This window comes from Paenibacillus sp. FSL L8-0340 (genome assembly GCF_038593145.1).
Classification (GTDB): Bacteria; Bacillota; Bacilli; order Paenibacillales; family Paenibacillaceae; genus Paenibacillus_AQ.
The window spans coordinates 3,013,964-3,037,992 of the sequence record NZ_CP151967.1 but is presented as its reverse complement, the minus strand read 5'-3'; the positions used below and the strand labels follow the sequence as shown (position 1 = coordinate 3,037,992).

Below are 24,029 nucleotides of genomic sequence, written 5' to 3'. Positions count from 1 at the left end.
TACCCTCCAACCGCGACATTTGTCATATCATAACACAGGGTCAAAACTTTGCACAATGCGATTCCCTTCCTGTAGATTCCGAAAAAAAGGCCCGAAAGCCTCCCGGGTGCGGGAAGCCGTTCGGGCCGCTGATTGCAGCAGAGCCAAATAACCTATTCAGCGAGCCAGTTGTGGTGGAAGACGCCTTCCTTGTCCACACGCTTAAAGGTATGGGCGCCGAAGTAGTCACGCTGTGCCTGCAGCAGATTCGCAGGCAGGCGTTCCGTACGGTAGCTGTCATAGTAGGCCAATGCACTTGCGAACCCGGGAACAGGAACCCCTTGAGTTACAGCAGCGGCAACAACCTTACGCCATGCGGATTGGTACGAACCCATGATGTCTTTGAAGAACGGATCCAAGAGCAGGTTCTTCAGCTCTGGATTGGTTTCATAGGCATCCGTGATATTCTGGAGGAAACGGGAGCGGATAATGCAGCCGCCGCGCCAGATTTTGGCCAGACTGCCGTATTTCAGATCCCAGCCGTATTCGTCGGAAGCTACGCGCAACTGCGCAAAGCCTTGCGCATAGGATACGATTTTGCTCGCGAACAACGCTTTGCGCACATTTTCGATAAATTCTGCTCTGTCACCTTGGAAAGGCTCGGTTTCCGGTCCGCTCAGCACTTTGCTGGCTTCTACACGCTCATCCTTCATTGCAGACAGGAAGCGTGAGAATACAGATTCAGTAATCATGGACAGCGGCACGCCAAGATCAAGCGAGCTCTGGCTTGTCCATTTGCCTGTTCCCTTTTGGCCGGCGGCATCGAGGATAACGTCAACCATCGGTTTGCCGGTTTCTTCATCATATTGTGCGAAAATATCCGTTGTGATTTCGATCAGATAGCTGTCCAGCTCGCCGCTGTTCCACTCTTTGAAGATGCTGTGCAGCTCTTTGGCATCCAGACCAAGCACATCCTTCAAAAGCTGGTAAGCTTCGCAGATCAGCTGCATGTCGCCGTACTCGATGCCGTTGTGCACCATTTTTACATAGTGTCCTGCACCGTCCGGTCCGATATATGTACAGCAAGGCTCTCCGTCCACTTTGGCCGAAATTGCCGTAAGGATAGGTTCAACAAGCTTATATGCACTTTCTTGACCGCCTGGCATAATGGAAGGTCCTTTAAGCGCGCCTTCTTCACCGCCGGAAACTCCGGTACCGATGAATCGGAAGCCTTTTTCTTCCAGTTCTTTGCTGCGGCGAACCGTATCAGGGAAATAAGCGTTGCCGCCGTCGATAATAATATCGCCTTGATCAAGATGCGGCAGAAGCTGCTCAATTGTGGCATCGGTAGCTTTGCCCGCCTGAACCATGATCAGAATTTTACGCGGTACTTCGAGTGATTCTACAAACTCTTCAATGGAAAAAGTGCCCACCAGATTTTTGCCTTCCGCTTCGGCAACAAGATCATGTGTCTTCTCCGGGGAACGGTTGAATACCGATACGGTAAAGCCTCTGCTCTCGATGTTTAGAGCCAAATTTTTACCCATTACCGCTAAGCCAATTACGCCGATTTGTTGTTTTGCCATCTGGTCCTCCACCCTTTGCATCCTATATTTTTGTGAAATCCATTTCTCGCAGTATAAGAATACCACCCTTTGTCAGATACAGCAAAGTTCCGCCTGCGAAATAGAGATCAATTTCATTGACAAAGTCCTTAAGTTGAAGGAAATTGCTCACAATGACTATTTTAACGTTTTTACCGCCAGAAGTGAACCCCTGTCCACAAGTTGAAATACAAAGTTAGGGCACCCCTGCTGAGGGATGCCCTTAACCAAATGAAGCCGATCTTTGTTACCATTCAAGCATATTTAGCTCCCGTTGCAAAAAGCTGAGTTCAGCCATACAGGACTCTGCAAGTGCAGCATCTTCACTGCGAAGGGCCTCATTTAACCGGTCCAGCTGTTCATCAACCTCAATCCTCCGCTGGCGGATCCGCTCTTCTCCTTCACCGGAGTAAAAAAGCTTTGTCAGCTCCTGATCCGTGAGCATCGGCCCTTTCTGATACAGTACACGCTGCTGATACCCGGAAATTTCCACCAGACGGATCACTTCACCAAATAAAATATTCTCAATGATAATCTGGCGGTCACGGAAACGTTTGACTACGGCATGACCTCGCATATCGCCAATCAGCTTCTCCATCCATTCGGACAGGCGCGCATCACGGATCATATAATCGCCTACCAGCTTGTAACCATCCTTAATCCGCTGGAAGCGGAGCTTTACCAGCTTGCGGCCGGTGCGCACCGAAATCAAAAAAACACTTTCATTCTCACTCCAGTAAAGGGAATAGCCATCTTTTATCAAGTCCTTAATGAGATCCTGTATATGCTGTCGGTCAAACCGCAGCTCCAGATTGCAATACTCCACTTCGTCATTTTTGTTCACGGCACTCCCCCCTAACAGCTTTGCTTCTGCAAAACCAGCTTTATTAGCTTTTTTCCTAGGTAAAATTGACTGCCGGACCTCCACTTGCGATCTTAACTTTGCGTTCGTCTTACTCTTATTTTATACTTCATTTTATGTAGCGGTAACTTGGTTTATTGACTATTTTTACCCGTTTCCTGCTAATCCCAAACGCTTCCCGCTGTTTTTACTGGATTTAGAGGCTTTGAGATGGAAATATGCGGCAGCTGCAGCAATTTCAGCAATGCTTACATGCATGCGAATCTATCTTTTGAACAAGGAGACGCTATAATGCCATTTCAAGGATTTACACATGATGATTTTGCAGTATTTCAAATTGAGGGCCTGGAGCCGAGAATGGATGCCCTCATTGCCCGGGTGCGGCCTAAACTGAATGAGCTTGGCAACGAACTTGCTCCAGTCCTGTCCGCGCTGTGCGGAGAAGAAATGTTCCCGCATGTAGCCAAGCACGCCCGGCGCACCGTTCATGCCCCGAATGATACATGGGTGGCCTGGGGCCCGAATAAACGCGGGTACAAGGCTCTGCCGCATTTCCAGGTCGGTATGTTCTACAGCCACTTGTTTGTTGTTTTTGCCATTATCTATGAGAGCTCCAACAAGGGGGTCTTCGCGGATGCACTGGCGAAGCAATCTGCAGCTATCCGCGCCGGGCTTCCGGGAAGCTATTTCTGGTCGACCGACCACTTGGATCCTAAGGGAATCCGGGAATCAGACATGGACGACCGGCAGTTCGCCGAGCTTGCCCGCAAGCTGAAGGAAGTCAAGAAAGCCGAGATTACGTGCGGTCTGCGGATCGGCAAAGATGATCCGATTTTGTCGGATGAGGATAAGCTACTTGAGCTTATCCAGCAGACCTTCGAAACGCTGCTACCCTTGTACCGTATGTCCTTCTAGACACATACAAAGTCTATGGCTGCAATAAAGCCGCAGGTTGACGGATGATTCACTCCGTCAGCCTGCGGCTTTATTGGTGTCACCGGCCGATGCCAACCCGCTCCAGATCAGCTTGTTCCTGTCTTTAATTTTGTCCGATGGACAATAAGCAGATGCAGTCCGAACAGCAGCACCATCACAAATGAGCTGGCCAGAAAAGGAGCGCTATGGCTGACTGAATCCCACAGTCTGCCTGACAGTACAGGGCCTGCTACCATGCCGGAGCCTTGGAGTGTCAGGAAAAGGCCCCATACGGTGCCCCGCTCCCCCTTAGGCACCTGCAAGGCAATAAAGGCGTTCCAGGCCGGAAGAATAAGTGCATAACTAACACCAACCAGCGCAACAGCGCAGAAGGCCAGCGGCAGCCAGCGCACCTGGGAGAAGAAGGCCAATGAACCGGCTGCCAGCAGAAATCCAATGTTCAGAAACACCGTAGTCCCAATCCGGTCCACCAGTTTCCCGGCGGGAATGAGCGCCAGCACCGTGATCCCCCCACCGGCAATGAGCAGCAGGCTGAACTGATTCGGCGTGACATGCAGCTCCGAATGGGCAAACAAAGTAACTACCGGTGTCATAAGGCCGATGGCGAAAGCCTGCAGAAATAATGCCGGGAACAGCAGCCGGCTTACCTTCAGCGAGCTTCTGACCGCGTGCATCGTCCGCTTGAGGCTCTGCAGCGGCTGAAACGGTTTGCGCTGTTCTACAGGAACTTCTTCACTGTGGATGTCACGTACAACATGGGGAGCATGTCCACCAATTTTGGACGGGAGCAGCAGGGCAACGGCAGCAACAGCAGCTGCGCATCCCATAAGCACAAGAAATACCGTGCGGTAGCTTTGACCGCCATGATCCATCAGAAAATTCATCGTGATCGGCCCGATCCCGGTTCCGGCCAGCGAAGCCATCTCTACCGCACCCATCGCCGCACCGCTGCTGCCGCTCTTCGTAGAACCGGCCAGCTCCGTAATCCCTGTCATTGTGCAAGGCCACAGCGGGGAGGTTCCAATTCCAAGAATCAGGCAGGCTATGGATAAACTGACCGCATCTTTAGCATAGACAATCATCCCTACCGCTACTACCAGCAGCAGCAGGGCGCCCGTCATTGTCCAGCGGAAGCCGATACGCTCCATCACCCAGCCGAACGGGCTGCGGAAGAGGTTGTCCCCCAGATATTGCAACGCAAAAGCAAAGCCTACCACCGTTACCGACAAGCCGAGGATATTCTCCATATACACAGGCAGGAGGGCGACAAGCAGCGAGCCTTTCACAAATTCCACCAAAAAGATAATAGCCCACATTTCCATAATGAAGGGCGAGGCCAAGCTGATATGCATACGTTGTGCTACTTTGCCAGACATTAGATCACATCCTAGTATTATGTTGATTGATTTGTTATACTGATGCTTGCTTGAAAAAAACTATTCGCGAAAGGTTGTGACAGCATTAAATGGATCAACACCGTACTCCCCTCTTCACTGCTCTCAAAAAGCATGCCGCTGGAAACCCAGTTCAATTTCATATTCCCGGGCATAAGAAGGGGCTAGGAACCGATGCCGAATTCCGTGAGTTTATCGGCGATAACGCTCTATCCATAGATTTGATCAATATCGCACCGCTTGATGATCTTCATCAGCCTACCGGCGTAATACAAGAAGCTCAGAAGCTGGCTGCGAAGGCTTTCGGCGCCGACTATACGTATTTTAGCGTACAGGGCACGAGCAATGCCATCATGACTATGATCCTCTCTGTCTGCTCAGAAGGAGACAAAATAATTGTGCCGCGCAACATTCACAAATCCGTGATGTCGGCAATTATTTTCTCCGGAGCCAAGCCTGTTTTCGTCTCACCTGTTCAGGATGAGAATCTTGGGATAGACCACGGCATTACCACCAGCTCGCTGGAACGAGCATTAAGGCGCCATCCGGACGCCAAAGGAGTTCTAGTAATCAATCCAACGTATTTTGGCGTATGCGCTGACCTGCGTTCGATTGTTGACCTGGCCCACAGCTACGGGGTTCCCGTATTGGTGGACGAGGCACATGGAGTATTGATTCATTTTCATGAGGATCTTCCGGTATCAGCCATGCAGGCCGGTGCCGACATGGCGGCAACCAGCGTTCACAAGCTGGGCGGCTCCATGACGCAGAGCTCGGTGCTTAACGTGAATGCCAAAACCGGGCTGGTCAACCCGCAGCGGGTACAGACGATTCTCAGTATGCTGACAACAACTTCTACCTCATATATTTTGCTTGCGTCACTGGATACTTCCAGACGCAATCTGGCTCTGAATGGCCATGAAATGGCCGAGAGAACGATAGCCTTGTCCAATTATGCCCGGGAGGCCATCAACAACATCGACGGTCTGTATAGCTTTGGCAGAGAGATTCTTGGCACAGAGGCCACCTTTAATATTGATCCAACCAAGCTTAACATTCATGTCCGCCATTTGGGAATAACCGGTTATGAAACAGAAAATTGGTTGCGCCAAAAGTATAACATCGAAGTAGAACTAAGCGACATGTATAATATTCTTTGCCTGATTACGCCTGGTGATACCCAAGATTCCGTAGATAAGCTGCTTTCCGCCCTGCAGGTATTGTCAGCCATCCATTACAGCAAAGGTGAGATCTATGAGCTAAAGGTGCAGGTGCCGGAAATTCCACAGCTTGCCCTTATTCCAAGAGATGCCTTTTATGCGGATACTCAGGTAGTTCCGTTCCGCGAATCCGCAGGTTATATCATTGCGGAATTCATCTATGTTTATCCTCCGGGCATTCCGATTTTGCTCCCTGGTGAAGTAATTACCCAGGATAACATTGATTATATCATCGACCATGTGGAAATCGGGCTGCCGGTCAAAGGTCCGGAGGACCGCAGCATCAACTTTGTCAAGGTAGTCGTGGAAGCCGATCCGATCTCTTGATCGGCCGGCCTTCCGCAAAACATAGGCATTCATACAAAAACCCGATACTATAGGTATCGGGTTTTTGCATACAAGCCTCAGGGCTGAATCCACGCAACCTCAGGCTGTGCTACACTGAAATCTATTCTTGCTGGGCAAGCAGCTCGTTGTAAGCTTGTTCAACGGCTTTCCATTCAGCTTCATCTTCAATGTTGTAAAGCACCATTTCTTCATCTTCTTCTTCCATGCGCAGAATGATGCCGTCCGCTTCAGGGTTTTCGCGTTCCAGCAACAGCGCGTATAATTTCTCGCCCACATCGAACGTTTCTACCAGCACCATTTCTACATCTTCGCCCTGCTCGTTCGTCAAGGTCAGCACAAACTCCTCGTGCTCATGGTCGTGATCATGTCCGCAACCGCATGCTTCACCATGTTCATGGCCATGCTCATGTTTGTGATCGCTCATTGAAATACCTCACTTTGAATTGAATTATCCTACATTTGGTATCGTAACACGTATGATAAGTTCAGGTCAATTTGAGGGCAGTGCAAAATACCTAATCTAGTGCAGTGATTACCTTCTCTGACACAAGTACGTAATCTACATTCTTGGAGGCTTTAATATAGAAGCCCACCCGGTACTTCCCGGACTCTTTAAAATCATAGGTGAACTCTGAGGTAGAGAACCAGAAATCTTCTTTTTTCGAACCGCCCAGCTCCTGCGACTGAATGTCCTTCACATTTCCCGATGGATCGGTAATGGCTACTTTTACTGCTGTGATGCTATCTGTCAAGCTGTCCACCTGTGACAACACCTTAAATTTGAGTTTTCCGATATTCACGTTACCAAATACATCATCGCCCTTATACAGAATAATCTGTACATTCGGCTTAAGAATGGTCACTTTGCCTGAACCGTCCCAGTTCACGACGCCTCCAGCCTCCCTGGCCGGGATATAAGCCTTGCCATCAATCAAATAGCCGCCATCAGCCATTTCCTTCCCATTGTTCCATACCCTGATTTTCTGATTTACAGCGTCCGCGAACAATAATGAACTTCCCATCAGGGAAAATACAACTACGCACAGAGCAACTTTTTTCCACCTCATAAGCAGAGACCCTCCAAATAATTCATGCTGTTAATATATACTGCCGAGGGTGACACAAGTTGCGCCGAAGTACGATGAAAATTTCATTTCTGTCATCAAAATGTTACTATATTGAAAATATAACGTTAACCTGCTTTGGCAACAATTAGAACTGGAGGATTTTCGGTATGACTATACAACTGCAAATGATAGGTACGGGTGATGCTTTTTCCAATAACTACCATAATAACAACGGGCTGCTGCTGGATGGCAACTTCTCGCTTCTCATAGACTGTGGTGCTACAGCCCCGCTCGCCATGCATCAATTAGGGCGATCGTTCCGTGAGGTGAACGCGACGCTAATCACACATATCCATAATGATCATGTCGGCGGGCTGGAAGAGCTGGCAATAGAGTTGATGCAGGATAATAACCGAAAAATGCAGCTGCTGTTGCCAGAGACACTGCTCAAACCGCTGTGGGATCACATCCGCAAGAGCGCTCGCTCAAAGGAAGCCCGTGCAGATTCCCTCGAAGAAATGTTCAATGTAACCACCCTGCGTCCAGGTGAGTCTTACACCCTTTCCCCGGAAATTACACTGCAATTGATTCGCACCCCGCATATTCGCGGCCGGGACAGCTACTCGCTGCTGCTGAATAACGATATCTTTTACAGCGCCGATATGACCTTCCAGCCTGAGCTGCTGATCAAGCTTGTCCGCAAGCACGGCGTCCGGAAGATTTTTCACGACTGTGAGCTCAGCGGATCGGGGCAGGTTCATACTACCCTCCGGGAACTGATGTCTTTGCCTGATGATGTACGCAAGCTGATCTATTTAATGCACTACAGCGACCGGAAGCCTGAATTTGAGGGGATGACCGGAGACATGGAGTTTCTTGTTCAGCATGAGATATATGAGCTTTGAGGTTCAGTTTCCCGTATCTTTATTAACTGCAGTTTATAACCTTGAAGCTGCAAGTAGAAATAGAAGGATAACTTATAGCGTGAAGCATACAAATTCTTATATTTCAAAAAAGCCGGACAGGCAGTGTCAACTGACACTGCCTGTCCGGCTGTTCTTATTTATGCGGTTTTAGAATTGCGGCAGCTGATCCAGATTATTCGTGGGATCGCCATCCGCATCGCCACGGATGTATAACTCGCCATCTCTGCCTTTGAACACATTCACTCCGGCTATGCTTCCCGCTTGAATCTCCTGCAGCGCTTGCTGGTAGTCCAGCACACGTCCTGAAGAGGTCTGGAACTTCATCAGGTCGCCGTCACCGTTTCTTTGGGCCGCTGTAAACCGTTCACGTTCATTGTTCATCACTTAGGATCTACTCCTTCGCGCTCGGATTGGCCAATAGGCTCAACTCTAGCTTGCCCCGCTAACGAAAGAATATGTACTTTGAGGTTTAAAGCGTTTTCTGCATTCTCACATGCAAAATACCTGCATCATAGAATGGCTCTGGAGAGATCACTTCATACCCCAGCTTGTTATAAAAGGCTTCCGCCTGGCATTGTCCATCAAGGATGGATGATTCGAGGCCCAGCTCACGGGCAAGCTCCTCCAGCGCCAACAGCAGGATACGCCCGTATCCCTTGCTGCGGTAGTCTTTGTCGACTGCGATACGCTGCATTTTCGCAGTGCCTGCTTTATAATAAATCAATCTTCCGGTAGCTACCGGGAGACCCTCATCCATCAGCAAGATATGATGCACATTGTCGCCGATTACATCATACTCATCAATTTCCTCTTCTTCCGGTACCTTTTGCTCTTCAACAAATACTTTTTTGCGGATGTCCAGTCCCATCTGGAGCTGTTCATCTGTCGTTACATGTACGATTTCCGCCGCCATACTTCCACAGGTCTCCTCTCTTTATATAAAAACGATAGTTGACCCATTATACAGAATTTTCATTACGCTGTGAAGAGAGCCTTTATTCAACCGAATAGACCTCAGTGGAAATCGAGCGTTCGTATACATCCTCTAATACAGGCGATAAAGGGCTGTCTAAACCTTCAGGTTTTCCATCCAAACCAGTCATGCTCTGGATCTCCACAACACTCGGCGCCTGATAGGACGAAGCACATCCAACTGCCGTCAGAAGCAGCATTAAACAGACCACCGCTTCCCAAATCTTAATTCTGCGCATCCCTTTCCCTCCTATCGTCTTCTGCTCTACACAGCTTTGACGATTCGTGAGTTTATTAAACTGATTAGCGGTCTTTGATGAATCCAGATTCAAAAACCGCATTAATCGCTTGACTTCTACCGCGTTCCTGCCGTAAGATAACCATTAATTAGGATAACCACAAAAGCTAAGAAGAGAAAGAGTACCTTGGCCAATCTTTCACAGAGAGCTCCGGACGCTGAAAAGGAGCAAAGAAAATCCAAGGGAATATGGTCTCTGAGCTGCGCATCGAACCCCTCCAGGAGGGTTGTAGGCTGCGCCGGAACCCGCATCCGTTATCGTGCTAGGGTATACCCGCGAACAGCGGACGTACCTGAAGAGGTGAATGCCGCAAGGCATTGATGAAGTTGGGTGGTAACACGTGAGCACAGGCTCTCGTCCCTTTTGGGGACGGGAGTCTTTTTTGTTGCCCAAAAATGCTCCCGGGGCGAGTGGGAGTAACGCTCACAAAACTTTAGTATATGCTTCCGAAGCGAGTTTTGTTCGAAGGACAATCTGGAAGTAACGCTCACAAAACTTTAGGAGGAGATAAAATGTCCAATGTCTTTATCGGAGGGGCGTGGCCTTACGCCAATGGCTCTCTGCATCTGGGAAGACTGGCAAGCATTCTGCCCGGTGACATTCTGGCCCGTTACCACCGGGCTAAAGGTGATCGGGTGCTGTATGTGTCCGGCAGCGATTGCCATGGTACACCGGTGGCTGTCCAGGCAGCCAAAGAGGGCGTAACGCCGGGTGAATTCGCCGACCGCTATCATGAGGAATTTGCGGAGTGCTTCGACAAGCTTGGTTTCACTTACGATTTATATACGCGGACAGATCAGGAAACCCACCACACGGTCGTTCGTGAGCTATTTCTTAAACTTCTGGACAACGGGCACCTGTACAAAAAGACAACGCTCCAGTGCTACTGCGAGCAGGATCAGCGGTTTCTACCTGACCGGTACGTGGAGGGAACGTGTCCGGTCTGCGGGCAGCAGGCACGCGGCGATCAATGCGATTACTGCTCCACCCTGCTCGACCCGTCCGATCTGCTGGACAGATCCTGTAAAATCTGCGGAACCCCTCCGGTACTGCGGCCTACAGAGCATTACTATCTTTCTCTTTCAAGCTTTCAAAAGGAACTGGCAGACTATGCGGAATCATCTCAGGGCTGGAGGGATAATGCCGTCCGGTTGACTCAGCGTTATCTGCAAGAGGGGCTTCAAGACCGCGCGGCTACCCGTGATCTTGATTGGGGCGTGGATGTGCCGGTAGACGGATTTACCGGTAAAAAAATCTACGTATGGATCGAAGCGGTCAGCGGCTATCTGTCCGCCAGCAAGCAGTGGGCCGCAGAGTCAGGAAACCGTTGGGAGGATTTCTGGCTGGAGAATCGCGACAGCGCCGCTGAGGATGGCAAGGCAACTTCTTATTATGTGCATGGGAAAGACAACGTGCCTTTTCATAGTCTGATTTGGCCGGGCATATTATTGGGAGTGGGCGGATTGCATTTGCCTGACCGTCTGTTTGCCTGCGAGTACATGACGCTGGAGGGGCAGAAATTCTCTACCAGCCGCAACTGGGCGGTCTGGGTACCGGATATTCTAAGCCGCTATCAGCCGGATTCAATCCGGTACTTCCTGATTGCGAACGGCCCCGAGAAGCGTGATACCGACTTCTCCTGGAGGGAGTTCATCCACAGCCATAATGGCGAGCTGCTCGGTGCCTTCGGCAATTTTGTAAACCGCAGCCTGGCCTTCATAAATAAAGCCTTCGGGGGTTGTGTGCCGGAGGGAATACTGGAGCCTAAGTGGAGAGCGAACTTCGACACCTTATACGCCGAAGCCGGCAGGCTGATCGAATCCGGGAGTTTTAAGGAGGCTCTGGAGTTTATCTTTGGTTATATTCGCCAAGCCAATAAATACTTTGATGAACAGAAACCCTGGCTGCAGATCAAGGAAGACCGCAACACCTGCGGAGATACCCTCTACACCTGCGTACAGATCATTGCTAATCTGGCTAATCTGCTGAATCCGTTCATTCCTTTTTCCTGTGATGAGCTCCGCATCTTCTTGTCCCTTGATGAGGCTGGATGGCAGCAGTCCTCTGTTCAGGCAGGACAGAACATCCATGAACTGAAGCTGCTCTTCGAACGCATTGATACTGTACGGATTGAAGAGGAAACAGCCCGGCTGGAATGCCAGATGCTAAGTAACTAACCCTTTTGAATCTCCACCACTTAGCTGACGCTTGAAGGAGGGATTCTTGCGAACAGAGGAGCAACCTCCTCTTATGGGCAAGCGACCCCTGCGTTCCTGCAGTTCTACGTTTTATTTTTATAGGTAATTGCTATACCGCTAACTGTTTGATATTATGAGCCGTATTTTCATCCCGATCATGGTGTGTTCCGCAAGCTACACATGTCCATTCTCGAATCGAGAGGTTCTTCACTTCGGGATGGATCGTGCCGCAAACGTGGCACTGCTGACTGGTCGGCTCGAAGGTGCCGGCAACCCGGAGGGTTCGTCCATACCAGGATGCTTTATACGTGAGTTGTCGCACCCATTCGCCCCAGGAGGCATCAGCGATGGACTTGGAGAGTTTGGGATTTTGAATCATATTCGCCACACGCAGATGTTCGATGCTGATCGTTTGGCACTCACGGATCAGCTTCGTTGTCATCTTGTGGAGAAAATTGTTCCGTGAATTTGCAATGTGTTCGTGAATACGGGCAATGTGTTTCTTGGCTTTCTTCCAGTTGGAGCCCCCTGGTGTGCGTCTTGCCAAACGCCGCTGCCATAGCACAAGCTTTTTCTCGTATTGACGGTAAAACCTGGGGTTGGCAAAATGCTCCCCGCTTGAGCACACAGCGTATTCCTTAAGCCCCAAGTCAATGCCGATATGTGCATCTGCTTGACAAAATACTTATCGCTGGCGTTTTGCCGTACCGTAGCGGACAGTATACGACCCTCCAGCTTCCGAGAGTTGGCGAAACGCATCCAGCCGAGCTTGGGAAGCTTCAATCGGTTGCCTTCAATGGCGATATTTCCGTTCGTGAATTTCGTGGTGTAGCTTTGTACTGGATGCTTCCGGCTTTTGAAGCGCGGAGCTTGATTTTGCTTTTTGAAAAAGCGGTCAAAGCTATCTGCCACATGCCGAACGGCAGACTGTAAAGCAATACTATCGACTTCTTTGAGCCAGTCATATTGTGTTTTTAGGACGGGGAGCTGTGTCGCACAGGTCTGATAGGACAAGCCTTTGCCCCCTTTTGTAGTATTTTCTTACAGTATAGCACATATGTTCGCTGCCTCTTCATTCCAGGCAAGAACCTCGGAACTTTCATTGCTGATGAAAGACGGATAGGGCAGCTGCCCGATGATTTCCCTCCACTGCGGATTAAGCGTTGTACTAATAGAAGAAACAGCTGCACGCTCATGGGGATTCCATAGCTCGAACAGATGTTGCTGCTCATCCGGCGTCAGCTGCAGTGCCCTCCCGATATTCTCGATGATATCCCTGGATGCGGTTACTTCTCTGCCCTGCTCCAGCCAGGTATAATAAGTTGCACTGACACCTGCCAGCATAGCGACCTCTTCCCTTCGAGTCCCTGTGTTCTTCGTTGGCTATTGGATGCTTTAAACCCTGCCTGTTCAGGCTGAAACCGGTTTCGGCGCGATTTCAGATAATCGCCGAGCGTTTTGGCTTTACTATTCGCATTAAGCATATACAACCCCTTCTCACTGAATCATTACGATCCATTTAATTTAACACGTTCCATACTTAAACCTTTGTCCGTGCTTGCTTCCCTCAACGATTCCACTAGCAGCAACTATCACGGAGTTAAGGCGTCTATTTTAATGAAATTCCATTAATTGTTATCCATTAAAACGGATGTTCATCATTGAGCAAGCCTGCACGTTATGTGTCGCACAGCGTCAGAATAAAAAAAGCGCCCGAACAGTTATAAATGCAACTGCTGCGGACACAATTTTGTTCAACTTTTACTGAGCTAAAGCAATTCCCTGCAGCATTGCTGCAATGGCCTCAACGGAACCGTTCCACAGCTTCTCGCCAAGATCCCTACTGGCATGGGTTGGGTCACCTATGACGCCTGTTGTGGAATATTTGCCAAAATCCAGATTGGGATCATCCCATTCCGGCTCACTGCTGCCAGGATTAAAAATCTGCGCTTCCCTAATATCCTCAGGATGCTTATAAAGTCCCAGAGAAGTAGTGAAGCTGTCTGCATGACCACCCGGAATGTCGGGATCAGCATGCCTGCACCAGATCTCATGAAACGGATGATGGGGAATATCTACCTTGGCTTTTCCCTCATATTCCTGATTGAACCTTACTGCCAGATTGCCCAGCAAGTGACCGCCGCAGCCGCGAAAAATAAGCAGCTGTCTAAAGCCTTGGTCCACCAGGGAAGTCAGAACAGCGTATATTACATCTTCATACAGCTTCTGCGGAATATCGATAAAGCCGTATCCAAAGCTGCGGTGCTCCGGTGTAGGTCCAAAAGGAATTGTCGGTATCACCAGGGACTTGACTCCATATTTCAGTTTGGCCTGCTGCGCTGCTTCAATGGACAGCTCTGTGGCCAGCCATGTATCAAAATCAACGGTGGAGTGTGGACCCTGCTGCTCCGTACAGCCCGTCGGAATAATTGCCAGATAACCTTCCGCTGCTTTTTCTTTAATTTCCAAAAAGGTGAGCTTTCCGTATTCGACTGTCATTTGAATTTCCCCTTAGGTTGTCTAATAGTAATTAGTCGAAGCGAGGTGTTTGTTTATGCGCAGATTTTCATTGTGGCTGCCCTCCTAACCTTTCTTGCCGCAGGCCTTCTTCTGGATTTCCTGATCCATATCCTTAACATGAAACGAAGACAGCGCTTTAGCAACATTTGACCCTGAACGAGAAAAGAAGGCTAGCTACAGCTATCGAAGCTCTATACCTTCCGTTTCAGCGAGACGGCAAAATCCGGTTTGGTCTCATAGGCAATGTAGGATACTGTCCCTGCAAAATCCAAATAAGCCTGATAACGCGTGCGGATCGCCGGGCTTGTGATCTTGTCCAACACAAGCTCCTTAGCCACCCAGCAGCTTTCCGACGTTTCCTCTGAAACGGCAAGTTCTCCGCCCACCGGTTTACATACATAATCCAGCATTACTTTCGTCGGAACATCGGTGATGCCGTCATGCCATTTGTACATTCCCGTATTCGAATACACTCCGATCAGGTGAGAGACCTCGGTATCTATTCCGCTTTCTTCCTGAATCTCCCGGATGAGTGCATCCATCAGATTCTCTCCGGCCTCCACTTGCCCACCGGGGAATACCCAGCCACCATGAAATGTTTTGACCAAAAGCACTTCTCCCTGCTCATTCTCCACGATCCCGCCGACAGCCACAATATGAGTTGGCATAGCCATGTTATTAACCTCCCATGATCTTTATAGTTGAATATTGCACTGCTCAGCAAATTCATTGATTTTGGACAGCAATGCAGGATAGATCATCGGATAGGTTAACTCTTCCGGCACCTCCGTGAACCCGCATATTTCTTCCATTTCATAGGCCGGCAATTGTCCGAACTTATTAACGGTGGCCAGGTAGAGCTTTCCGAAACTATCCGGCATTGACTCTCCGGTAACCGAATAAATACTTATTGGAAATAACGTATAGTCTTCCGCTCCTGTCTCTTCATACAGTTCTCTTGCCGCTGCTTCATCAGGCGTTTCATTCTCGTCAATATGTCCACCTGCAAATTCCCATGTGGTCTGTCCACGCTGCCGAGCTAATATCCACTGCTCATTATGCCTTACGATAATAACGACGTAGGTTAGATTTTCTTCCTTTATTTCCGTTTCGTGTATAGTAACTTTCATTCACAAACATCTCCTTAGTCGGCAAAACCGATAGAGTTTTGGTGCATTACCGGATGCGACGTTCCTATTATCTCTGGTTTTAACCTATGTATAGAATGCCTTGATATTTCTTCCAACAGGAAAAGAATCACTCACCACTGTCTTCTCCCCGCTTCTCCTCACCCTTGCCCTGAGCGTTCAATTGCGCCCATATCTCCCGGGTCAAATCTTCGCCTTTATAATAGTCCACCCTATCCTCCGTTTCATACAGCTCTTCATACGGCAAAATATTGATTTTCCCGGAGTCAGGGTATTCCGCAACATCCAACCCGTTATTCGTCCGTAAATCGAGATAGCGGCAAGGCGTCTCCGTATGATTGAACAGCTGATGCGCACCTGATGGACCGGTTTCGAAAAATACCGTATCGCCCTCATGGACTTCCTGTAACCCGTCGGGAGTTCTTAACATAGCACCGCCCGCCAAAATCACAAACAGCTCTTCAGCATTTCTATGAAAGTGATACGGATACGAGTACTTGCCCGGGTCCAATGACCGGATATCAAAAATCAAATGCTTAGATTCTACCATCCCCGCCAGCTTCTCGCTGGTGTGCCAAGCAAATTCCGGAACCGGAGACTGCCTTTGTTTAAAAGAGATATTCTGTTCATTGAAAATGGTCGCCATGGAATTACTCCCTACGCATAAGTTATTTTAATCCGAGCATAGAGACTATGGAACAAGTTGTAAGTGAGTAAATTCATAGGCCGTGAAAAAAACATTGCCATCTCCTCACATCCTGTGGTATTATAAATTTCGTTGCAGGACGGTAGCTCAGCGGGAGAGCACTATCTTGACAGGGTAGGGGTCATGGGTTCGAACCCCATCCGTCCTATACTGCATCACTACGTAAAACTCCTTATTTTATAAGGAGTTTTTTCTTTTCTATCCCCACTCACATCCCACTTTTACCGCGTGAAAAATTGATTTGGGGACGGATTGGGAACGGAATTGAAAAAAAGAGTTACCATAAAGGCAACTCAATTGAAATTGATTTGTGTAGTTGTTAAATTATTATTTTTACTGACTTCTTTGTGATGCCTCTAGAGTGCTTAGCCAGTATTTCAATCCGTATGGACGAGTATCCTATATATATATCTCACAAATTCCCGTTAATACCTTTTGGGTCTTGATTCACAGATATGATACTCAAACGGACCACTCCAATATTATTTAAGTAGTTCTTCTGGAACTTCAGGTTGATGCACATACAACGCACTGTTTGTATTTGCAATGAATATCGCTACCATCGATAAGCATGTCGCCAAACCAGACACGATTCGAACATTCGCTTTTTTCAACATCTTTACTTCACCTCCTTTCTGGCAATTAATAGACTTAGAGATTGAGCAAAAAAACTCACGGCTATAGCAGATGAACAAATCATGACATTTGTAGCAACCAAGATCAGGCCGATTATTTTAAGCTTCGGATAGTGACGCTTGGGGATTCTAGTCTGCTTTTCAATTCCAATCGGCGCTAACCACAAGATGATCAAAAAACTGATTGCATTCATAACCTGTACAACTACTAAATTTACGTTAATAAAAGATAGCGCAGTAAACAATGTCGTAGTAAATATGACACACGCTACACCCGACTTAAGGTGAACACCGCCCGACGATTGCCGTAGTAATGCAAAAGAAATTAATATCGTTAAAGCTTCAGAAAAATTACCTGTGAGCAAAGATATAGCAAGTGTAATGACGATGATAAAAACAACATTTAGCACAACCTCTAATGCATACTTTAGAACCGCTTGCGATGCGGGGTGATCAGGAACAACTTTTTTTATATTGTAGGCTATCCTCTCAGATATACGATCAATCATTTTCTTTTTCCTTCCCGGTAGAGTAATAGATGAAGAAAATTGAGATCATTAAAAAGAACAATATATTCAAATAAATTTCGTTGTAATATAAAAGAATTGAGATTCCAATTAAGAAAATTATGATGATCGTCGTTAAAAAAATATCTTCTAACTTAAATCGAAGTTTCTCTATGTCAAAAGTAAAGCCTTTTCCTTTTCTGTAGTAGTGCCAAAAAAAGGAGCAAATAACTACGGAGGTGAGTACTTGTAATATGTATCCATTGCTTTTATTCCCTTCTATTGCTCCTATTGAACCGAATAAGATAAGTACAATAACAGTTTGTATGACTGCAAAAATAGCATATCCTGATATAGTTGCAATAACGGACAGTATGAGGGGCATCCTAACAACTGCAGCAAAGAATAATATGAATATTACTATCAGTATTAAAGGTGCGATATTGCTCATATCAAACTCTTTCCTCACCAAATAGCTCTGCAAATTTATTATTAAAGTAACAAACAAGGCTTGCCAAGCATGATGTTTCCACTTGAATCTAAAGAGCGACATAATCAAATAATAAATAGACATGAGCTCAATAGTCGAAAAGAACATGAATAGAATTGGCTCCCATGACAACACACAACACCGCCTGACATTATTTTCATTCAATGCATTAATTATAAATCCGAAATAGAGTTACCGTATACTACTTATTTACTACGAATTAGGTCTTTCAGGCGGCAATATCTCAAAACAATTCCCGCCATCCGCGAGCGCCACAGCAAGAACGGTCTATCTATCAGAGAAGTCGCAAGTCTGAAGACGAAGAAACCGCCAGCTCAAAAAGCCCGGCGGGTTATCATATCATTGGGTCAACCACACGAAACCAAGGCGGATAAGCTGAACATCAAATATCCATTCAAGAGTAGCGTTTATCCCTCTAGAGCATCATTAATATATTGAACAAACAATTTGTCCGAGAACAGAACAACCTTATTGTCCTTCGTCAGCATATAGATACTTTTAGCATCCGCACTTACATACACAGTATTGATCAGCTCATACAACTTCTGAATAACATCGCAAAGACTCCTCATATTTTCCGATCCGTTTATTTTGCGCCCCCTCCCCTAATTATTCAATAAGCATACAAAATGTGCCAATATACGTCAAAGAATAAACAGAAACAAACCCGCCAGGCACAAGCCCGGCGGGTTATGATACACATGCTCTACATCCAAATCTATCTTCCGTCGTTTTTAAAACTAGAAATCAGCAGTAGCAATTTGAATTGTACCTGTAGCAGGACCAACAGCTGTGGTCTGGAGAGCGGCTACCAACAGTAAAGCAACTTCCAACGTGAGGCTATTGGTTGGAGGTATTACATAAGTGATGACAGGAGCATTGACACGTGTAACTACAAGATTGATCGGAGCCGGACCGTTATTATTAACGGTAATTGTAGCATTTGCTCCACCGTTCAAGTTTTCAAAATAAGATTTACCAACATTGGCCGCCAGAGAGTAAAACTGCTGGGGTAAGAGAATCGACATAAGAATCACCTCCTAGAACTAGATATTGTATTCTATTCTTCCAAAGAAGAAATGTAATAGATAAGTGGATCAGTACCAAAACACATTTTACGATTATTACATAGTGGTGAAACTATCTTCTATGGCTTAAATTCAATCGCAATTAGATATAAAAAAAGACCCCGCCGGCATCCGGCAGAGTCAAATCATTCATGGACTTATCCCTCATAGGTAAACCGGCCTTTAGGCCAGTACCCGCAGCACATCCTCGATCTTCCGCTGGTGCGAAAGCACACCATAATTCATCCAGGCCATAAAATCCACCTCGTACACGTTGCGGTTGCGCACAGCGGGCAGGCTTCTCCATAGCGGAGTATCCAGCAGCTCCCGGCCTTCACCTTCCTGCCGGTCAAAAGTAATGAACAAATGATCCGCCGTCAGGCCTGACAACTCTTCACTTGTTAGGCTCACACGCTTCTGTCCCCGGGTGAGCTGCCGGACCAACGGATGCCGCTGGAGCCCAAGATCCTCATGCAGTACGCTTGCCGTATATCCCAGTTCCTCACATCCATAGAGCGCGACTCCGCAGGAAGATATCCTAAGTAAGGCTACCGTCTCTCCCCGGACGCTGCGGCTGAGGACCCGCTTCGCCTGCTGGGCCTGCTGCTCATAATGGCCGATGACCTCCTGTACATGCTCCGTTCTGCCGAAGACAGCAGCTGCAGAGCGCAGTGTTGCACGCCAGTCTTCCTGGTGAAACGGGAGTCTGAACAGCGGGGCAATCCGGCGGCACTCACCCAAATGCCAGCGCTGAAAGCCGTCATCCAGTATAATCAGCTCGGGCGTGTAACGGGAAAGCTCTGACCAATCTCCGGTGGAAATATCAAACGTTGGCACCTGATCCAGACCCAGGTACTCTTGCTTGCCCCACTGGGCATGACAATATTGAGCCACCGGAGTAATGCCCAAAGCCAGCAGATAATCCTCCAGAAAAGGCGCGAATACACGGACCCCTTCCTGATGAAGGCTCCTGTATTGACCGGGTGTAACACCTACTGCTCCCTTGAAACGCCGGTTAAAATAATACTCATTGCTATAGCCGACAGTCAGTGCAATATCATGCAGGCGGTCCTTGGTCAGAAGCAGCTGCTGCTGCGCCCGTTCGATACGGAGGCCGTTCAAATGCCCCAAGGGAATCTTGCCGGTAATCTCTTTAAAAAGCTGTGTATAACGCGCGCGCCCAATGCCTGCAATCTCTGCCAGTTGATCGACGGATACAGGTTCACTGTAATGCTCCTGCATATAGTGAATGGAACGTTGTACCGCCTCATGATCATTATTTGTCTGAACTGCCGGGGAATTGGCCCGCATGATCAGCAGCAGCAGCTCCTGAAAACGGGTATGACCCGCGAACCATTCGATGTCATCGGGACTCCTGCGGCTATGATAAATGGAATCCAGCAGCAGTGTACATTGGGAAAAAGGTCTGCAGCTTAAGAGACCCGGCTGGAGCATGGCATTCCCGGGCAATTTCCTCTTTCCGCGGTGTCTGCCATCCCCAGTGCTGATAACCTCAAAAGCAAGCCGGTAAAAGCTAAGCCCCCGCTCTCCGGCCTGAATACTGTTCATAGATCCAGCCTCGATCAGAAAGCCTGCACCTTTGTCCAAAGGATAACGCCTTTCCTCCGCTTCGAGCCAGCCCTGCCCTTCCGATACTATGATTAATGTGTGCTCCTGAAACACAGCCATTTGTCCGTTTCCCGCAGGGGATTGGGCTATTGCTTCTATGTTAGTCAAGCTGTATAACAGCTTTTTTCCAGTGCTTTCACTGAGCAGTTCTGCCATTCTCCCGCCCCCTAATTGAGAATCATTTTCATCTCCTTAGTGTAAAACAAAAATGAAAGCCTATCAACTATGCAAAATCATCTCAAAAAGTTTCGACAGCAAAAAGATATATCACAAGGCAGGTTAGCAGATTTATGCAATGTAAGCAGACAGACCATAAATGCCATTGAAAACAACAAATATGACCCAAGTTTGCAATTAGCTTTTGATATTGCCAAACATTTAGCAGTTAGAATTGATAAGTTATTCTTACATGAAGGGAGAGAAGAGGAATGAACACCCGAAAAATAGGTGCAACCGCAGTAGGGGCAGCCACTCTAATTGTGGTGGCCTTTACCATCTATAAGGTCATGGTTGGAAAAGACGTTGGATTTAACGAAATAATAACAATCGCAACGCTGGTAATGATGTTTTTTCCTATGATCACCTGGGGAACCAAGGCAGACAAAGATGGTATATTTGAGGATGACGAGTTAGGAAAAAAGATTACGGAGAGAAGCTCGAAAATAAGTTACTTTCTTCTTCTTTTTTTTATACTTGGAGCTTTAGTTGCTGATGAAATCGTAAATGAAACAATGAACATTTTTTTATTAGGGGTATTAGGATTAGCAATGATTACTTTACCCATTGTTGAGTTTCTAGTGAGTAAGAAGTATCGCTAGCGGGAACGTCAGTTCAATAAAAAAGCGGCAGTCCAGGACATTATTTCTCGTCCATGGCTGCCGCTGTTTCTTTTATGAGGGGTTAGTCTTTCAGTTTGCCTGGCGTTTCATTTCACCATTGCTTTCAGCAGATCATCAAGCTTCATCGAATTGGCTGTAATCGCGCCGGACTGCCAGTGGGAGCGTTCCATTCTGTAAACATTCCCGTTCTTCACCGCAGGCAGGTTCTTCCACAACGGACCACCCAGAATTTTGATTGCTTCCTCATTCTCCGCGGTATCCCATCCTCCGTTGTCAGGGAATACAATGATATGATCCGCTTCAAGATCTGGTATCACTTCTTCGGAAATAATGGACTGAAATTCAGTCATCTCCGCAGCCATAGGGACGGGAGTCAGACCAAATTGGTCATAAACCACACCCGTAAATCGGTTTTTGACACCAAATAACGCAAAGGTTTTCTCGGCAACGTTAAGCCGGATTACAGCTACCTTCTCCTGCCCCAAAGCCTGCTGCAGCTTGGCTTTTCCATCCGCCACCTTCTGGTCATACTCCGCAAGTACAGCTTCGCCCTTTTCCGGAATGCCCAGCACCTCTGCGATAGCTGTGAGCATTTGTCTTGAATCCTGCAGCACTTTCTCCGGCAGACGGTAGGTTGGCGCTACCTTGGAGTATTGTTCGTATTTTGCTGCATCTGCTCCTCCGTCCGCAATGATCAAGTCCGGATTTTTTTCCAACAATGCCTCAATACTCCCGGTAATATCATATTCCGGCACGTCCAGATTCAAATAATCCTGCTTGCCCCAGCTGGGATGATACCATTGCACGACCGGGGTAACGCCTAACGCCTTCAGATAATCCTCCACATAGATCCCTGCCACCCGCTTAGGACTAACAGGAATTTCAACCTCTCCGAATTCCCCGACGACAGTCCGTGTGCCATTTTCGGCTGAAGTATCGGTGCTTGCATTGGTGGATGTATTGCTTGCTGCGGTTGGATTCGCCGCATTCTCTGTTTGAACGTTTTTTCCTCCGGCAGCATTATTATTTGTGCCGCAAGCCGCCAAAGCGGACATTGCCAGTACAAGTACAGCTGTCCAAATACATTTTCGACCCCAACTTGCCATTGATCTCTTCACTCCTATACATCATTGTGATTGATTATCATTCTCAATAATCCTAAGGACAATAGTAGCACGTCTTCATCAGCTTTCAATGCACTTTCTCTGCGACAATCTTATACAAACTTCTAAATTGCATAGTATCTCACGTCGATTTGCAAACCTTTAAGTAAAAAACGACCCTGCCAGCAGCTGGCAGAGTCAAGAGTTCATGAACGTATATACTACATACAAGCTGGGGATATCTTCAATTTAACACCTGATTGTTAATAGAGTGTGTGGAGAAATCATGGAATGGATAAATTATGAGCAAGGCAAAATTCTTTAACCGGGTGATTGATTTCTGTAGCGATTTATTTTACAATGAACTCATAAACGCGCGTTTATTTAAAGGGGGCACTATGCGCAGCGAAGATATTGCTAAGCTCGCCGGGGTATCCCGTAGTACGGTATCCCGCGTGATCAACAACTATTCCAATGTCCCTGAAGAGACCCGGGCCAAGGTGCTGAAGGTTATTGAACAGCATCAATACGAGCCAAACAGCTTTGCCCGGGCTCTGGCCGGCAAGAAGACCGATACGATCGGCCTTTTCGCCATCAGCATGAACGAGAAGGAGAATGCAACCCGGATCTATCAGAACAATTACTTCGCGCCTTTCGTCGATGCCGTAGTCGACACGTCGAATGCCCGCGGCTGTTATGTGCTGATTCATACCGTATACTCTCCCGACGATTTCCTGAAGGTTAAGCAGGCTTTCCTGCAGAAACGGATTGACGGCGGCATTATCGTCGGCACCCAGAAGGATATTGATATCGTACGGGAAATGGTTGGACTTGAATCGCCGCTAGTGCTGATCGATTACGACATTTCGGAGATTATGTCGGAGCATCTGGACCGCAATCATCTGGCCATTGTAAACTCCAAGGACTATGAGGGCACAGTCGAAGCCATCGAGTATTTGATCGGCCTTGGCCACGAAGAAATCGGCATGATCTGCGGACGAATGAACACGTACTCCGGACGGGAACGCTATATGGCATACGAGGATACGTTGAAGCGGCATGGATTGCAGATCAATGAGAACTTCATCCTGCAGGGTGATTTCTTGAAGGAGAAGGCTTACGAAGAGGTCAAGAAGCTGCTGGAGTCCGGCGGCCCATTGCCGACAGCCTTCTTCTCGTCCAACGATGATATGGCTATTTCAGCGATGGAAGCGTTCTCCGAACACGGAGTCTCCGTGCCTGAGGATATGTCCATTGCCGGATTCGATGATGTGCAGCTTGCCTCGCGTATTCATCCCAAGCTGACCTCTGTACGTCTGCCGATTTATGAAATGTCCAAGGCCGCTGTCGAGAAAGTAATCGAGCTGTGCGATTCCGTTCAGCCGACCTTTAGCACCATCAGCTTCCCGGCCAGGCTGGTCAAAAGAGACTCCTGCCTGCCGCCGAAGAAGTAAGGCTCCCTGCAAGAATGCTGCATCATCCGTCCAGCGTATACCATTTCGCTGGATGTACCAGCATTTCTTTAAGGAGTGGCAATCATTATTATAATGTTTTGCAGGA

27 protein-coding genes, 1 tRNA gene, 1 pseudogene and 1 other annotated feature are annotated in these 24,029 nt (G+C 47.7%); of the genes and pseudogenes, 8 read left to right on the top strand and 21 right to left on the bottom strand.

Annotated features, from left to right (window positions below):
- Nucleotides 1–152 precede the first annotated feature (152 nt).
- Nucleotides 153–1,565, bottom strand: coding sequence for an NADP-dependent phosphogluconate dehydrogenase (gene gndA, locus NST07_RS13545; protein WP_341378310.1), 1,413 nt, complete (start codon nt 1,563–1,565; stop codon nt 153–155).
- A 265-nt stretch (nt 1,566–1,830) separates the two neighbouring features.
- Nucleotides 1,831–2,427: a hypothetical protein gene (locus NST07_RS13540; RefSeq protein WP_076112069.1), complete on the bottom strand. Its 597-nt coding sequence runs from the start codon at nt 2,425–2,427 to the stop codon at nt 1,831–1,833.
- Between the two features lie 309 nt (nt 2,428–2,736).
- On the opposite strand from NST07_RS13540, the gene NST07_RS13535 reads away from it, so the two are divergent.
- A complete protein-coding gene (locus NST07_RS13535; RefSeq protein WP_341092384.1) occupies nt 2,737–3,360 on the top strand; it encodes a DUF1054 domain-containing protein in 624 nt (207 codons plus the stop codon).
- A 107-nt stretch (nt 3,361–3,467) separates the two neighbouring features.
- Here NST07_RS13535 and NST07_RS13530 read toward each other — a convergent pair whose 3' ends face one another.
- Nucleotides 3,468–4,757, bottom strand: a complete 1,290-nt coding sequence (locus NST07_RS13530; RefSeq protein WP_341092383.1) for an MFS transporter — start codon at nt 4,755–4,757, stop codon at nt 3,468–3,470.
- An 89-nt stretch (nt 4,758–4,846) separates the two neighbouring features.
- Between NST07_RS13530 and NST07_RS13525 the strand changes: the two genes are divergently transcribed.
- Nucleotides 4,847–6,322, top strand: a complete 1,476-nt coding sequence (locus NST07_RS13525) for an aminotransferase class I/II-fold pyridoxal phosphate-dependent enzyme (protein WP_341092381.1) — start codon at nt 4,847–4,849, stop codon at nt 6,320–6,322.
- 121 nt (nt 6,323–6,443) lie between these two features.
- On the opposite strand, the gene NST07_RS13520 is transcribed toward NST07_RS13525, so the two are convergent.
- Together NST07_RS13520 and NST07_RS13515 are read right to left on the bottom strand one after the other, a co-directional pair.
- Nucleotides 6,444–6,767 carry a DUF1292 domain-containing protein gene (locus NST07_RS13520; protein ID WP_215175585.1) on the bottom strand — a complete coding sequence of 108 codons (324 nt, stop codon included), beginning with the start codon at nt 6,765–6,767 and terminating at the stop codon, nt 6,444–6,446.
- A gap of 91 nt (nt 6,768–6,858) precedes the next feature.
- Complete coding sequence (locus NST07_RS13515; protein ID WP_341092380.1) at nt 6,859–7,410, bottom strand: copper amine oxidase; 552 nt, start codon at nt 7,408–7,410, stop codon at nt 6,859–6,861.
- Between the two features lie 167 nt (nt 7,411–7,577).
- On the opposite strand from NST07_RS13515, the gene NST07_RS13510 reads away from it, so the two are divergent.
- Nucleotides 7,578–8,315, top strand: coding sequence for an MBL fold metallo-hydrolase (locus NST07_RS13510; RefSeq protein ID WP_342481734.1), 738 nt, complete (start codon nt 7,578–7,580; stop codon nt 8,313–8,315).
- Nucleotides 8,316–8,483: 168 nt separating this feature from the next.
- On the opposite strand, the gene NST07_RS13505 is transcribed toward NST07_RS13510, so the two are convergent.
- The 3 genes from NST07_RS13505 to NST07_RS13495 form a co-directional block, all read right to left on the bottom strand.
- Entirely contained in the window at nt 8,484–8,720 is a 237-nt protein-coding gene (locus NST07_RS13505) for a DUF3892 domain-containing protein (RefSeq protein ID WP_341092377.1), read from the bottom strand.
- 85 nt (nt 8,721–8,805) lie between these two features.
- Nucleotides 8,806–9,249 carry a GNAT family N-acetyltransferase gene (locus NST07_RS13500; protein WP_341092376.1) on the bottom strand — a complete coding sequence of 148 codons (444 nt, stop codon included), beginning with the start codon at nt 9,247–9,249 and terminating at the stop codon, nt 8,806–8,808.
- Nucleotides 9,250–9,331: 82 nt separating this feature from the next.
- Nucleotides 9,332–9,547, bottom strand: coding sequence for a hypothetical protein (locus NST07_RS13495; protein WP_341092374.1), 216 nt, complete (start codon nt 9,545–9,547; stop codon nt 9,332–9,334).
- 159 nt (nt 9,548–9,706) lie between these two features.
- Nucleotides 9,707–9,972 (top strand) — a binding site (T-box leader).
- A 147-nt stretch (nt 9,973–10,119) separates the two neighbouring features.
- On the opposite strand from NST07_RS13495, the gene metG reads away from it, so the two are divergent.
- Nucleotides 10,120–11,784, top strand: coding sequence for a methionine--tRNA ligase (gene metG, locus NST07_RS13490; protein ID WP_342481733.1), 1,665 nt, complete (start codon nt 10,120–10,122; stop codon nt 11,782–11,784).
- A gap of 130 nt (nt 11,785–11,914) precedes the next feature.
- Here the strand turns inward: metG and NST07_RS13485 are convergent.
- From NST07_RS13485 to NST07_RS13460, 6 genes and pseudogenes are all read right to left on the bottom strand, one after another.
- Nucleotides 11,915–12,828 (bottom strand): annotated as a pseudogene (locus tag NST07_RS13485) (RNA-guided endonuclease TnpB family protein); the annotation flags it as partial.
- 18 nt (nt 12,829–12,846) lie between these two features.
- The gene (locus tag NST07_RS13480) at nt 12,847–13,149 is read right to left on the bottom strand and encodes a helix-turn-helix transcriptional regulator (protein WP_342481732.1); all 303 of its coding nucleotides are present in this window, start codon (nt 13,147–13,149) and stop codon (nt 12,847–12,849) included.
- Nucleotides 13,150–13,566: 417 nt separating this feature from the next.
- The gene (locus tag NST07_RS13475) at nt 13,567–14,304 is read right to left on the bottom strand and encodes a creatininase family protein (RefSeq protein WP_342481731.1); all 738 of its coding nucleotides are present in this window, start codon (nt 14,302–14,304) and stop codon (nt 13,567–13,569) included.
- A gap of 212 nt (nt 14,305–14,516) precedes the next feature.
- Nucleotides 14,517–14,999, bottom strand: coding sequence for an NUDIX hydrolase (locus tag NST07_RS13470; protein WP_341092369.1), 483 nt, complete (start codon nt 14,997–14,999; stop codon nt 14,517–14,519).
- Nucleotides 15,000–15,020: 21 nt separating this feature from the next.
- A complete protein-coding gene (locus tag NST07_RS13465; protein ID WP_341092368.1) occupies nt 15,021–15,455 on the bottom strand; it encodes an NUDIX domain-containing protein in 435 nt (144 codons plus the stop codon).
- Between the two features lie 127 nt (nt 15,456–15,582).
- A complete protein-coding gene (locus NST07_RS13460; protein ID WP_342481730.1) occupies nt 15,583–16,119 on the bottom strand; it encodes a cupin domain-containing protein in 537 nt (178 codons plus the stop codon).
- A gap of 136 nt (nt 16,120–16,255) precedes the next feature.
- Here NST07_RS13460 and NST07_RS13455 point away from each other — a divergent pair.
- A tRNA-Val gene (locus NST07_RS13455) sits at nt 16,256–16,327 on the top strand.
- 334 nt (nt 16,328–16,661) lie between these two features.
- Here NST07_RS13455 and NST07_RS13450 read toward each other — a convergent pair.
- The 6 genes from NST07_RS13450 to NST07_RS13425 form a co-directional block, all read right to left on the bottom strand.
- Nucleotides 16,662–16,796 (bottom strand): cyclic lactone autoinducer peptide, encoded by a 135-nt coding sequence (locus NST07_RS13450; protein ID WP_341092366.1) that lies wholly within the window; start codon nt 16,794–16,796, stop codon nt 16,662–16,664.
- A 2-nt stretch (nt 16,797–16,798) separates the two neighbouring features.
- The gene (locus tag NST07_RS13445; protein ID WP_341092365.1) at nt 16,799–17,323 is read right to left on the bottom strand and encodes an accessory gene regulator B family protein; all 525 of its coding nucleotides are present in this window, start codon (nt 17,321–17,323) and stop codon (nt 16,799–16,801) included.
- Nucleotides 17,316–17,771 (bottom strand): hypothetical protein, encoded by a 456-nt coding sequence (locus NST07_RS13440; protein WP_342481729.1) that lies wholly within the window; start codon nt 17,769–17,771, stop codon nt 17,316–17,318. Before NST07_RS13440 ends, NST07_RS13445 begins: the two co-directional genes overlap by 8 nt.
- Before the next feature lie 467 nt (nt 17,772–18,238).
- Nucleotides 18,239–18,403 carry a hypothetical protein gene (locus tag NST07_RS13435; RefSeq protein ID WP_342481728.1) on the bottom strand — a complete coding sequence of 55 codons (165 nt, stop codon included), beginning with the start codon at nt 18,401–18,403 and terminating at the stop codon, nt 18,239–18,241.
- 168 nt (nt 18,404–18,571) lie between these two features.
- On the bottom strand, nt 18,572–18,859 hold the full coding sequence (locus tag NST07_RS13430; protein ID WP_341092361.1) for a hypothetical protein: 288 nt from the start codon (nt 18,857–18,859) through the stop codon (nt 18,572–18,574).
- 222 nt (nt 18,860–19,081) lie between these two features.
- Complete coding sequence (locus NST07_RS13425; protein WP_342481727.1) at nt 19,082–20,683, bottom strand: helix-turn-helix domain-containing protein; 1,602 nt, start codon at nt 20,681–20,683, stop codon at nt 19,082–19,084.
- Nucleotides 20,684–20,752: 69 nt separating this feature from the next.
- On the opposite strand from NST07_RS13425, the gene NST07_RS13420 reads away from it, so the two are divergent.
- Both NST07_RS13420 and NST07_RS13415 read left to right on the top strand, forming a co-directional pair.
- The gene (locus NST07_RS13420; RefSeq protein WP_342481726.1) at nt 20,753–20,959 is read left to right on the top strand and encodes a helix-turn-helix transcriptional regulator; all 207 of its coding nucleotides are present in this window, start codon (nt 20,753–20,755) and stop codon (nt 20,957–20,959) included.
- Nucleotides 20,956–21,345: a hypothetical protein gene (locus tag NST07_RS13415; protein ID WP_341092357.1), complete on the top strand. Its 390-nt coding sequence runs from the start codon at nt 20,956–20,958 to the stop codon at nt 21,343–21,345. The genes NST07_RS13420 and NST07_RS13415 overlap by 4 nt, the downstream gene beginning before the upstream one ends.
- A 107-nt stretch (nt 21,346–21,452) precedes the next feature.
- Here NST07_RS13415 and NST07_RS13410 read toward each other — a convergent pair whose 3' ends face one another.
- Nucleotides 21,453–22,472, bottom strand: a complete 1,020-nt coding sequence (locus NST07_RS13410; protein ID WP_342481725.1) for an ABC transporter substrate-binding protein — start codon at nt 22,470–22,472, stop codon at nt 21,453–21,455.
- 299 nt (nt 22,473–22,771) lie between these two features.
- Here NST07_RS13410 and NST07_RS13405 point away from each other — a divergent pair, with 299 nt between their 5' ends.
- Nucleotides 22,772–23,923 (top strand): LacI family DNA-binding transcriptional regulator, encoded by a 1,152-nt coding sequence (locus NST07_RS13405; protein WP_342481724.1) that lies wholly within the window; start codon nt 22,772–22,774, stop codon nt 23,921–23,923.
- The last annotated feature ends 106 nt before the right edge of the window (nt 23,924–24,029 follow it).